Raw genomic sequence first — 12,347 nt, 5'->3', positions numbered from 1 at the left:
GTCCGGTTTCGAACAAAATTTCATCCTGTCGTTGTCGCGCCAGCAGCCAGGCACCGCCCCGCACCCGCATACATGACAAACCGCCGCCCCCGCAGGAACCCCACCAGCGTCATCCCCAACTCCCGCGCCAGCTGCACCGCCAGGCTCGACGGCGCAGACACCGATGCCACCAGCGGCAACCCCGCAGCCAGCGCCTTCTGCACAATCTCAAACCCGCCGCGCCCGCTTACCAGTAACCCGTACTCAGCCAGTGGCACAAGCCCCTGCAGCAGCGCCCAGCCAATCACCTTGTCGACGGCATTATGCCGACCAATGTCTTCGCGCAGCACCAGCAGGTTTCCCGCCGCATCAAAGAGCGCCGCCGCATGCAGCCCGCCTGTATGGCTGAACACGGTCTGCGCCTCGCGCAGCTTCTCCGGCAGCGAGCAGAGCATCTCTGGATCGAATCGAAATCCGCCGGCCGCCGCTCGCAATCCCCGCAGCCGCACAGCCTCAATCGAAGCCTTCCCGCAGATCCCGCAGCTCGACGCAGCAAAGAAGTTTCGCTGCATCTGCGTCGCATCAAACTCACAATCGTTCAGCTGCGCCTCGACCCCGTTCTCCTTGCCGCCCGCCGTTGTCACGTAGCTCCGCAGCTCCACAATCTGCGCCGCATCTTCGATCAGTCCCTCGGTCAATAGAAACCCAGCCGCCAGCTCCCGGTCATGCCCCGGAGTCCGCATCGTTACCGTTAGCGGCACATCGCCAATGCGAATCTCCAGTGGCTCTTCTGCCGCCAGCATGTCGTCATGCTGCAGCAACTGCCCCTCATTCCACTCCGTCACATCCGTCAGCTTCACCTGTACCGGCTGCATCTTTTCTACAGCAAAATCCATACCGCTCACCTGTCTCATCAGATGCTCAATCTAACGCTGAGCCTCATACAATCCAGCCGGAACCGCCCCGAAGATGCTACAAAGTGTGCATGGCAAAGCGCAAAAATTCGGGTGCGCAAACAACAGGCCCTGAACCCGGCCAGACCATCAGCCTGCGCACCCTCGGCGAATACCTCAACCTATCCCCGGCCACCATCTCGCTCGTCCTCAACAATGCCCCCGGCGTTCGCTCCATCCCGCAGGAAACCCGTGAGCGCGTTCGCGAGGCCGCCAAGAAGTTCGACTATCGCCCCAGCTTCTTCGCCCGCTCCCTGCGCAAAGGCCAGACCTTCTCCGTCGGCGTACTCGTGCCCGCCCTCAGTGACGGCTACGCCGCCCAGGTCCTCGAAGGCGTCGAAGACGTCCTCGTCGAAGAAGGCTACTTCTACTTCACCGCCAGCCACCGCCGCCAGCCCGACCTCCTCGAGGAATACCCACGCTTGCTCCTCGACCGCTCCGTCGAAGGCTTCATCGCCATCGACACCGTCTTCGAGCACGCGCTTCCCGTTCCCGTCGTCGCAGTAGCCGGCCATCGCAAGATTCCCGGTATTACGAACGTCGTCCTCGACCAGGCCCGCGCCGCCGAACTCATCCTCCGCCACCTGCACCAGCTCGGCCACCGCAACATAGCCTTCATGCGCGGCGGCAGCCACAGCTCAGACGCCGATGAGCGCTGGGAATGCCTCATGTCCGCCGCCCGCGAGCTGAACCTGACCGTCCGTCCGGAGTGGTTCACCCAGATCGAGCTCCGCGAATCCACCCCGGAGATCGGCTACCAGCCAACCGCCGAACTCCTGAGCCGCATCCAGTCGTCCGGCGACCGCTTCACCGCGCTTGTCTGCTACAACGACATCGGCGCCATCGGAGCCATCCGCGCCCTGCGCGAACGCCGCCTGCACGTGCCGGAAGATGTCTCCATCGTGGGCTTTGACGACATTCAGGCCGCGGCCTTCCAGAATCCCAGCCTCACCACTATCCGCCAGCCACTGCGTAGCATGGGAGCCACCGCCGCCAAAATTCTCCTGCGCCGCATTCGCGCACAGGGCGCCAATTCCGAGATCGCCCCCGAGACAGTCCCAGTCCTCCCCGAACTAGTAATCCGAGAGTCTACGCTGCCTCCAAGAGCGAACAGCTAACAGCCTACAGAGAGCAGCAAATCTGGTAGTCTTTGCTTCTTGGTTGTCATTCCCGAAGGGAATCTGCTTTTGCATTTCCGCCTCAGGCAACAAAAAAGGGCAGCCCGAAGGCCGCCCCCTGTTTGCGAAACAAAGCCAACGTCAGCGTCGTCCCTGAATCGTCTTATTCGCGTTCTTAGCCGCCCGCTTTGCAGCGAGCATCTTCAACTCACGGCCCATGCTCGACTGGTTGATCGTAAGCTGAATACCAAGGTTCAACAGATTACCCGTTGCCCAGTAAAGCGCAAGTCCCGAAGCAAAATTCCACATCGAGAATCCGAAGATCGCCGGCATCATGAACGCCATCATCCGACGCTGCGCCGGATCCATTCCAGGCGAGGGCGTCAGGAACTGCACCAGGAACATGCTGGCAATGATGATGATCGGCAGAATGTGCAGCGGATCGGCCACGCCGAGATTGTGCAGCCATCCCCACTGCGCCTGCCGCAGCTCGATCACGTTCGCAAGCACACGGTAGTAAGCGAAGAACAGCGGCATCTGCACCAGGATCGGCAGGCATCCGCCGTACATGTTGATGCCTTCCTCCTTGTAGATGCGCATCTGCTCCTGGCCCATCTCCGCGCGCTTCGGATCAGTAGCCTTCAGCCCTGCATACTTCTTCTTTAGCGCGTCCAACCGCGGCTGAATGCGCTGCATCTTCAGCGAAGACCGCATCATCATCAACCGCGTCGGCAGCATCAGCAGGTTGAAGAACAGCGTGACGAGCACAATCGCCCAGCCCCAATTGTGTACAAAGCCATACACAAAGCGCAGCAGCAGGAACAGAGGCTCGGCAATGACCTTCAGATACCCAAACTGGATCAGCGGCTTCAGATTCTCGCCATCCGTCTTGCCGCTTGGCCCGGTCGCATGCGTTGAAGCCAGCACATCAAACTGCAGCGGCCCGGCAAACACGCGCGTATTGGTCACGCCGCTCGTATCGCCCATCGCCAGTCCAAGCACCGAAGACTTGATCTTCTCCCCGGCCGGAGCCTGGATATCCTTCACCGCGTCGATCTGGTTATGCAGTGTCACTACGGTTGCGCGTGCAGGCACCGAAGGCAGAAATGCCGCGCCGAAGTAGAGATCGATTGCCGCAGCGTACTGGTAAGGCTGTTCCAGGGTCGCGCCGCCGCTCACCTTGCTCGCGGCATTCGAATCATGGCTGCCATCGATCGACCAGGCAAACTTGCTTTGTCCAAACTGCGCAACCTCTTCCTGATCCCCCAACCCGCTTGGCCACGCCACCAGCGAACGCACCGGCGAACCATTGCGCGTTACCGCCACCTGCGCATCGATCACGTAGCTCTCGTTAAAGAGGAACGTCTTCGTCACGTGCAGATCGCCCTTGCGATACTCGAACGAAATCCCCGCTGGAGCCGCAACCGGACCAGTCTGCGAAGGCCGGTACAGCACCGTGTTCAACTCCCCATTGAGCGCCGACTCATACTGCCCGTTCTGCGGATTCACCGTCAGCACCGACATCGGATACCCGAAGTCAGCCGCCGCCCGCTGGTTCACCAGATCGAGATTGCCGCCCTTGGAGTCCTTGTACTTTTTCAGCTCCCAATGCTTTACCAGCGCGCCGCGATTGGAGAACGTAATGCGGTACTGCTCGTTCTCGACAACTGTCGTCGTCTCGCTTGTCCCAACGATCGCCGTGGCATCCACGGGCGCGGCAGGAGCACCAGCGGCAGTTGGCCCTGCGGCCTTGGGAGCAGTGCCGCCCTGCGCCGTCTGCGGAGCAGCCGTCTGCGCCTGCTGCTGCGGCGCAGGAATCGGTGTGGGCGGTTTGAAGTACTGATACGCAAGCAGCGCGACCAGGGCGAGTACGGTAAATGCCAGCATGGTGCGCATATCGCCACCACCACCTGAGCCACCCTGCCCTGAAGAGTTCGGATTACGAAGTTCTGCCAATTGGGTCAATCCTGTCGTTGTTACGTTGAATGTGAAAGAGCTACAAAGAGGGCACGCAAAAAAAGATGCGCCGCCTATCTATGGTAACGGGTCACGCAGACGCGCAGAGTCATGCAGGTTGCCATGTGCGCTCGCTGCACTTATATCGGTGCATTGTGAGCACGCGCCCCGCAGCGGCACCGGATCAAACCCGCTCCCGCCAAAGGGATGGCAGCGCGCCAGCCGCCTGAGTGCCAGCCAGCTTCCGCGCCCAGCGCCATGCATAGCGATCGCCTCGCTCGCATACTGCGAACAAGTCGGTTGAAATCGGCAGCCAGATGGGAAAAGGGAATGGAGCGCCGGCGAAAGCCAGTACCGGTAGAACTCGAGAAACCTGAGCAGCAAGCGCTTCATGATGTTTTGTGCTGGGCGGCAAAATTGGTGCTTTTCGCCCCCGGCAGCTTCGCCTGCCGAACCTGCCCGGCAGCCTGACGAAAGATACGCAAAACCTCAGCATCCAGTTTCACAAAATCCATCGTCATCACCATCCGCTTCGGATGCAGGATCAGATCGACCCCATGCGGCAGCTCATGCAGATGGTGCCGAACCGCCTCGCGCATCCGCCGCTTGATGAGGTTGCGTTCATGCGCCTTGCCCAGCACCTTGCCCGCAGTCAGCCCCACCCGCGGCGCAGCAGGCTTTCCAGCGTTCTTGGCAGCCTCACCTGGCGCCACAGCCTGATCAGCCAGAAACCAGCTCATCGAAGCCGAGAACTGCTTCCGCGTTGCCTTGTACACCCGCTGATAATCGGCATGCTTGCGCAGCCGCGACTCCAGCCAGGTCGGCGGAACATCCGCAGACGCGCCAACGGGCGCAGCAGAATACGCCGCACCCAGTGGAGAAGGAGTAGATTGTGAGGTCGAGGTCATCTTGGCACCATTTGCCGACAGAAGCAATGTGGCGGGTGCCGCAAGTTGCTATACAACCGGACTGAATCTGCTATCCCTGCGTAATTCTATGCCGGAGAGCAAGGGCAGGCCGAAGCCTGCCGGTGACAAAGCAACTAGTCGCGGAAACCGGCGCTGACAGCAACGCGCTTGCGGCCCTGCGCACGACGGCGGCTCAGAACGGCAGCGCCGCTCTTGGTCTTCATGCGGGCGCGAAAGCCGTGGGTCTTGACGCGCTTGCGGCGGTTAGGTTGAAATGTGCGCTTGGGCATGGAAATGCTCCTGGTTCTATGTCTGAAAATGGATGCCTGACGGCAAGCCTTGAGTATACCCCAGATGCGCCTCAGAATCCAGCCCCTGCCCCGGAATCGCCAGCTTTCGCACCTCCCTCCTCATACCTCTCAGTCCGCCCCTTCTCCTGCCCGCCCCATCAGTGTAGAATCCGAATTCGGGTAGAAATTATGCCCGCGCAATCGTCAACGAACGGCCCTCGGAGTATCCCATTTTGGCTAAGTTGCATCGCGATTTTTATGCTTGTTGTTAGCGGTTTCACCATGGCTGGTGCAATTCAAAAAGCCATGTGAATACCGCGTTGCAAGATCGTCAATTTGTGCTAGTATCGGACCCGTTCATCAAAGATTTTAAGCACCCCGCTGTAACGGTTTTTCTCTACGAAGTCGATGCAATTTTCGGGCGACCCAGCCCGGCAGCCTCTCGGCAGTTATGCGATCCGACATGGCGCACAGTGACCCGCTGTGTGTCGAAGGCGAAGCATTGTTTTTTTCACTTCGTAGCAACCGGCAACAGCCTTCGCGAGTGCAGGTAAGGAACCTATCGATGTCATTTGCAACAACGCCAGCTACGGCTATCAACCCCTGGATGCAGATTCTGGCGGCTCTCGAAAAGAAGATCAACAGACAGTCTTTCGAGACCTGGCTCAAGCCCACACGATTCAGTCACATCGCTGGTCGCACGCTCTACGTGCGCATCCCCACGGAGCAGTTCCAGCACATCGGTGACAAGTACAGCGACCTGGTGCAGGAAGCCATTGACCTCCTCAAGCTCGACCTCGACGACGCCGTCTTCGTCACTGCCGAAGAAGACCCCTCACTGCCCCCAGTCCGCCCCGATGGCGGCTTTGGTCCCCTGCCCACGCACGCGCCCACCGCTCCGCCACAGGGCATGTCCCAGCAGCACAATAACTACAACCAGCCCAACCGCCGCGGCGCCTACCCGCAAGAGCAGCAGGCCCGCTTCGACTGGTCCTCGGCAGCGCAGCTCAACCAGCGCTATACGTTCGAAAATTTTGTCATCGGCAACGGCAATCAGTTCGCCCGCGCCGCCTCGCTAGCCGTCGCTGAGCGCCCGTCGAAGGCCTACAATCCGCTCTTCCTCTACGGCGGTGTCGGGATGGGCAAGACCCACCTCATGCACGCCATCGGCCATGAGGTGAAACGCCGCCAGCCCATTGCCAACATCTGCTACGTTTCCGCGGAAAAATTCACCAACGAGATGATCAACTCTCTGCGTAACGACCGCATGACCAGCTTCCGCGATCGCTTCCGCACTGTTGACGTTCTCCTCATCGACGACATTCAATTCATCGCGCAGAAAGAGCGCACCCAGGAAGAGTTCTTCCACACCTTCAACGCCCTCCACGAGAGCATGAAGCAGATCGTCATCGCCTCCGACCGGCCCCCTAAAGAGCTCGCCGAGATCGAAGACCGCCTGCGCTCGCGCTTCGAGTGGGGCCTGATCGCCGACATCCAGCCGCCGGACCTCGAAACCAAGGTCGCCATCCTGCAGAAGAAGGCAGAGAGCGAGCAGGCCAGTCTGCCCACCGACGTAGCGATGTTCATCGCCTCGAACGTGCGCACCAACGTCCGCGAGCTCGAAGGCGCGCTCGTTCGACTCATCGCCTGGTGCCAGATGAACAATATGGAGATCACACTGCAGTCCACGCAGCAGTGCCTCAAGCAGTTCATCGATACCCAGGTGCGCAAGATCACCATCGACGCCATCCAGAAGGCCGTCTCAGAAAACTTCGCCATGCGCGTCAGCGAGCTCAAGCAGAAGAACAACTCGCGTGCAGTCGTCGTTCCTCGCCAGATCGCCATGTATCTCGCCAAGAACCTCACGGAAGCCAGCCTGCCGGAAATCGGCCGTCAGTTCGGCGGTAAGCACCACACCACAGTGATGCACTCCATCTCCAAGATCGACGAACTCCGCCGCGCCGACAAAGACCTCAACCGCACCATCAACAAGCTGCAGGAAATCCTCAACGGCTAACTCCGCAGCAGTCCAAGTTATCTCAAGAAAATTCAATGGCCGCCTCCCAAGTTATCGGAAGCGGCCATTGACTTGAGCAAAGCTATCTGACCTGTATACGGTCTTTGCGGTTGTCGTTGTCCTTCTGGCTGTCATTCCCTTTGGGAATCTGCTGTTGCAATCAAACAAAAAAGCCGCACCCGGCGAAACCGGATGCGGCTTTGGACATGCAGAGAAACTACTTCTTAGTAGCCAACTCAAACACCTCAAACGAATACCCCGGCATGGTGTGTTTCAGCTTCGTCCCGGCCACAGGTACGGTGCTCGTCACCGGCACAATATGCTTCGGATCGGTGATCGTATTCGTATCGACCGGCGACAACGCATGCAACTGCGTCAACTTCGCCGGCCCGACAATGGAACCCACGCCACTCAACTCGATCTCAAGCGGCTGCGGCGTAGGCACCCCATTGACGATCTTGAGGTAGACCTTCCCAGTCTTGGCATCGGTCGTTACCGAGTAAGCCACCCGCGACCCAGCCCCGGTCATGGATGACGTAGGCACCGTATCCCCCAGCTTCTCTGCAAACAGCGAAAGCACATAGTAGCTCGGCGAACCATAGCTGGTGAGCCCATCGTACCCGATCAGATCCGGATGCCACTGCATCCCGCCGTTATGAACATTGACCAGCAACGGCGCATAGCTCGACATCACGACAATATCCGAATTCCGCTCCACACCCGTCAGCCATGCCGCATCGCCCAGCGCCGCGCCAAAGTCGGCCGTCGGCGAGCCCTCCATCGTCGCGTACTCGCCCATGAAGATCTTCGGCCCGTTGCGGTCGAAGCTGTCATAGTGCTTCACGTCGTCGAAGTACTTCTCCGCGCTCAGATAGAAGTGGTCGTCCAGCACATCCGGCTTTACGCTCTTCACCGGCGCAGTAGCAATCAGCCCCAGGTCCGGATACTTCGCCTTGATCGCATCGTGGAACTGCTTGAACCGCCCGTCATAGCTGTTCGACTTATCGAACCAGTCCTCGTTGCCCACCTCGACATACAGCAGCTTGAACGGCGCCGGATGCCCATCCTTGGCCCGCTGCGCGCCCCACTTCGTGCTCACATCGCCAGTGACGTATTCGATCTCATCCAGAGCATCCTGCACATAAGGTTCCAGGTCCTTGCCCGGCTCCACATGCTCCTGCTTCATCGAGTAGCCGGCATACACCGCCAGCACATTCTGCATATGCAGGTCCTCGCACCACTCAAAAAACTCAAGCAATCCAAGCCCATCCGAAGAGTGATAGTTCCAAGGGCTGGGATGCGTCGGCCGGTCCACCTGCTTGCCAATCGTCTTCTTCCACTCATAGCGCTCGCCGATATGGTCGCCCTCAAGATAGTTTCCGCCAGGGAAGCGCAGGAACGCCGGATGCAGCCCGCCAAGCTTCTCCATCAGATCAATGCGGTTCCCGTTTTCGCGATTTTTATAAGTCGGCGGAAACACCGAAACCAGATCCATCCAAACCGTCCCCGGCTTGGTCAGTGTCAGCTCCAGGTGGTACGCCTCGGAAGCCGCAATCGCGCCCGTCTTCAGCATCGTCTTGTACTGCTTCCAGTCAGAGCCAATCCCGGCAATCTCCGCATGCGCCACGCTCTTACCCGTCTTGTTGCTCACGAGGTCCACGTGCAACGGCCCGGACCCATCCGCTTTCGCATAAAGAGAAAACTTGTAGGTCATATCCGGCCGCAGCGGGTAGCCCCAGTAGCCTTGATTCCGTAATCCAGCAGGCTCAGCTGTCGAGGCCGAAGTCACGGTCAGCTTGATGCTGTCCGTCAGCGCCTCCGAAGGCCCGGTCGTCGTGTCCTTCTCCATCTTGGCGCCCGCTGCCGAGTTTTGTACCACCAGCCAGTCCTGCTGATTCCAGTCGCGGTCGCGCATCACCCGGTTCTTCACCATCTCCGGATAGAGGCCCCCGTCATAGGAGAAGTTGATCTCCTCGGTCATCAACCCATAGAGGGTCGGGCTCACCGAGTGCAGCGGCTTATCCACCTGCACGCTGATCACCGCAGGAGCCTTTGCAGCCCCCTGCGAAAACGCAGGAACCACTGCGGGAACAGCCAGCAACAGACCCAAAGCCGGGCTGAATCTTGTCACGAAACGGGTAGGATGCATTTCAAAAGCCTCGCTGAGTAAAGGTTTTCTCGAAACCCGAGTCTACCCCTCCAAACTCATCCTTGGCAAGACATTTGCCGCGAAAATCCATCGCCCCATCCGGGAAACACACAAGGAAAATGGCGCGAGCTTCCATTGCAACCGAGGCAGAATCGCAGGATAATCCCAGCATGGCCACCCAGCCCATCACCGAGCCTCTGGTCTCCGTCGAAGAGTACCTCTCGACGACCTATCACCCCGACTGCGAGTACAACGAGGGGATCATCGAGGAGCGCAACTTGGGCGAGTTCGACCACTCCTTCCTGCAAGCCATCATCGCTACGCTTTTTACAAACAAGATCGCAGAGTGGGGAGTCTTCGCTCTGACCGAGCAGCGCGTTCAACTCCGCCCCAGGCGCTTCCTCATCCCCGACGTAACCGTTCTGCGCATGGGCAGCAAGCGTGAACCCATCCTGACCCGCCCGCCGCTCATCGCCATCGAACTCATGTCCCCGAAAGACACCCTGCGGAATGCCGAGAAGAAGTCCTACGAATATCTAGCCTTTGGCATCGAGCACATCTGGATCATCGACCCCATCCGCCGCGTCGCCTACCGCGCCACTCGTACCGGCCTGGAGATCGTTCCCTCCGGCGAACTCACCATTCCGGAAACGCCGATCCTCGTCAACGTCCCGGAGCTATTCGAAAGGCTCGACCAGTTCTGAATGTCTCACTTTTGATTTCTTGTTGTCATTCCCGAAAGGAAGCTGCTTTTGCCTTGCGAACCACTAATCACTAATCACTAACCTTCGCCACTTCCACCAGCGTGGAATAAAACGTAGCCGCGCGCCCAACATCCGTAAGCCGCTCGCTGGTCAGCACATTGACATTCTGCCCATCCGCGCTCAACTTGTTCCAATCCAGCCGCCCCGCCACCACGCCCACCGGAATTCGGTCCGAAACCAGCGCTGTCAGCCGCAGACTCCCGCGATCGTTCCAAACCCGCACCGCGTCCCCATCCGCAATCTCCCGCGCTGCCGCATCCACCGCATGCATCTCCAACCGGTGATTCGTCTTCGCCTCCATGTTGCGATGCCCGTCTAGATTGGCAAACGTGGAGTTCATGTAGTTATCCGCCTTGCGCGGCAAGAACTCCAGCGGAAACCGCCCCGCATCCGGTCCCGTCCGCGACTCCACCGGCGCATGGTAGGCCGGCAGCGGATCAACACCCGCAGCCTTCAGCACCTCGGAATAAAACTCGATCCTCCCCGAAGGCGTAGGGACCTCTCCCTCGCTATACGGAAGGAACGTGTCCCGGGCGTCATCCCGATAGAACCCCAGCGCGACATGGCCGAGCTCCGCCAGCGACTCCGCTGAAACATGCTCCATCCCCGGATTCCGAGAATAACCATCCGCTCCCGGATCAAGCGCCTGCCGGATCATGTCCTCAGCCGTATCGTCGAAGCACTCCTCTGTAAATCCCATCCGCTTCGCCAACTGCGCAAACAACCAGACATTGGACCGCGCCTCCCCGAGCGGCTCAATCGCCTGCGTCGACTGCTGCAGATAGTAGTGCCCGTAAGCCCCCTGGATATCCGTATGCTCCAGGAACGTAGTCGCAGGCAACACAAAGTCCGCATAGTCCGTCGTGTCAGTTAGAAACTGCTCATGCACGACCGTAAAGAGATCCACCCGCTCCATCCCCCGCCGGACAGCGTTCTGGTTCGGCGCAATCGCCGCCGGATTCGAGTTGTAAACAAATAAGGCATGCACTCGAGGACCTTCACCCTCGGCATCGCCAAGCTCGGTCAAAGCATGCCCCAGCCGCGACATATTCACCACCCGCGCCGCCCGCCCCAGCGGTGAAGCCTTCATCAGATCGGGCCGCTCAATCGCCAGCGAGTTGAATTTAAACGCCCCCGAAGTCGACATCTGCGCCCCACCGCCCCGATGCCGCCACGATCCAATGAGCACCGGCAGCATCGCAATCGCCCGCACCGCAGTCCCGCCATTCTGCGACCGCTGCACACCATAATTCATGCGGATCACAGCAGGCTGCGCCGTGGCATACTCCCGCGCCAGAGACTCAACCTCCGCAGCAGTCAGCCCGGTCCACTCCGCCACCCGCTCCGGGGTATACTCGCGAACCCGCTCGGCCAGCTCACCAAACCCATGCGTCATCCGCTCGACATACTCGCGATCCTCAAGCCCATCGCGCAGGATCACATGCATCATCCCCAGCGCCAGCGCCACATCCGTCCCCGGCCGAATGGCAATATGCCAGTCTGCCAGCGCCGCCGTCCTCGTCCGGTACGGGTCAATCACGATCAGCCGCGCGCCGTTGCGCCGCGCCTGCTCCACAAACGGCCACAGATGCACGTTGTTGCCATGGATATTCGCGCCCCAGGCGATAATCACCTTCGCCTTGGGAAACTCCTCGTTCGGCGTTCCCAGCTTTTTCCCGTAGACCAGCTTCCAGGCCTCCCCGCCAGCCTCCGCGCAGATCGTCCGGTCGAGTCTCGAAGCGCCCAGCCGGTGAAAGAACCGCCGGTCCATCGACCCAAACCCCAGCAGCCCGATCGTCCCCGCATAGCTGTAAGGCAGCACCGACTCCGGCCCATACGTCTCCGCAGTCTCCTTCAGCTTTGCAGCGATCCCGTCGAGCGCCTCATCCCACGAAACCCGCTCAAAGGCCTCCATCTCCCGGCCCTTCTCCAGCGGTCCCTTCGCCACACCCGCCTTCCGGCGCAGCGGATAGAGCAGCCGCTGCGGCGAATAGACGCGGTCCAGGTACTTCGCCACCTTGCCGCACAGAAACCCCTGCGTCACCGGGTGCGAAGGATCGCCCTGCACCTTCACCGCCCGCCCCTCCGCATTCACCGTCACCAGAACGGCACACGAATCCGGGCAGTCATGTGAGCAAACCGCATGAACAATTTTGAACGGCCCATTTTCCGCAGTTGAAGGCATGCACTCATTGTAGGCTGGCATCGGAGGG

General features: G+C 59.9%; 10 protein-coding genes. 3 read left to right on the top strand and 7 right to left on the bottom strand.

Features of this window, described 5'->3' with window-relative positions:
- Positions 1–20 precede the first annotated feature (20 nt).
- Positions 21–893 carry a formate dehydrogenase accessory sulfurtransferase FdhD gene (fdhD, locus tag AC5S27_RS22560; protein ID WP_493936807.1) on the bottom strand — a complete coding sequence of 291 codons (873 nt, stop codon included), beginning with the start codon at positions 891–893 and terminating at the stop codon, positions 21–23.
- A gap of 71 nt (positions 894–964) precedes the next feature.
- Here fdhD and AC5S27_RS22555 point away from each other — a divergent pair, with 71 nt between their 5' ends.
- Entirely contained in the window at positions 965–2,050 is a 1,086-nt protein-coding gene (locus AC5S27_RS22555) for a LacI family DNA-binding transcriptional regulator (protein ID WP_493936806.1), read from the top strand.
- Between the two features lie 141 nt (positions 2,051–2,191).
- Here the strand turns inward: AC5S27_RS22555 and yidC are convergent, their stop codons facing one another.
- The 4 genes from yidC to rpmH all read right to left on the bottom strand — a co-directional run bounded on the left by yidC (position 2,192) and on the right by rpmH (position 5,204).
- Positions 2,192–4,006, bottom strand: coding sequence for a membrane protein insertase YidC (gene yidC / locus AC5S27_RS22550; protein ID WP_493936805.1), 1,815 nt, complete (start codon positions 4,004–4,006; stop codon positions 2,192–2,194).
- 78 nt (positions 4,007–4,084) lie between these two features.
- A complete protein-coding gene (gene yidD, locus AC5S27_RS22545; protein ID WP_493936804.1) occupies positions 4,085–4,399 on the bottom strand; it encodes a membrane protein insertion efficiency factor YidD in 315 nt (104 codons plus the stop codon).
- A complete protein-coding gene (gene rnpA, locus AC5S27_RS22540; RefSeq protein ID WP_493936803.1) occupies positions 4,396–4,914 on the bottom strand; it encodes a ribonuclease P protein component in 519 nt (172 codons plus the stop codon). Before rnpA ends, yidD begins: the two co-directional genes overlap by 4 nt.
- A 134-nt stretch (positions 4,915–5,048) precedes the next feature.
- Complete coding sequence (gene rpmH, locus AC5S27_RS22535) at positions 5,049–5,204, bottom strand: 50S ribosomal protein L34 (RefSeq protein WP_263351005.1); 156 nt, start codon at positions 5,202–5,204, stop codon at positions 5,049–5,051.
- Positions 5,205–5,769: 565 nt separating this feature from the next.
- Between rpmH and dnaA the strand changes: the two genes are divergently transcribed.
- On the top strand, positions 5,770–7,221 hold the full coding sequence (gene dnaA, locus AC5S27_RS22530) for a chromosomal replication initiator protein DnaA (protein WP_493936802.1): 1,452 nt from the start codon (positions 5,770–5,772) through the stop codon (positions 7,219–7,221).
- A gap of 217 nt (positions 7,222–7,438) precedes the next feature.
- Here dnaA and AC5S27_RS22525 read toward each other — a convergent pair whose 3' ends face one another.
- Positions 7,439–9,370 carry an alpha-L-arabinofuranosidase family protein gene (locus AC5S27_RS22525; RefSeq protein WP_493936801.1) on the bottom strand — a complete coding sequence of 644 codons (1,932 nt, stop codon included), beginning with the start codon at positions 9,368–9,370 and terminating at the stop codon, positions 7,439–7,441.
- Positions 9,371–9,489: 119 nt separating this feature from the next.
- Between AC5S27_RS22525 and AC5S27_RS22520 the strand changes: the two genes are divergently transcribed.
- Positions 9,490–10,074 (top strand): Uma2 family endonuclease, encoded by a 585-nt coding sequence (locus AC5S27_RS22520; protein ID WP_493936800.1) that lies wholly within the window; start codon positions 9,490–9,492, stop codon positions 10,072–10,074.
- Positions 10,075–10,144: 70 nt separating this feature from the next.
- Here the strand turns inward: AC5S27_RS22520 and AC5S27_RS22515 are convergent, their stop codons facing one another.
- On the bottom strand, positions 10,145–12,340 hold the full coding sequence (locus AC5S27_RS22515) for a molybdopterin-containing oxidoreductase family protein (RefSeq protein ID WP_493936799.1): 2,196 nt from the start codon (positions 12,338–12,340) through the stop codon (positions 10,145–10,147).
- Positions 12,341–12,347: the final 7 nt, after the last annotated feature.

The sequence above is a fragment of the Acidicapsa borealis genome (assembly GCF_059115245.1).
The sequence above is the reverse complement of the archived record's forward strand: the minus strand, read 5'-3'. Positions and strand labels throughout refer to the sequence as shown.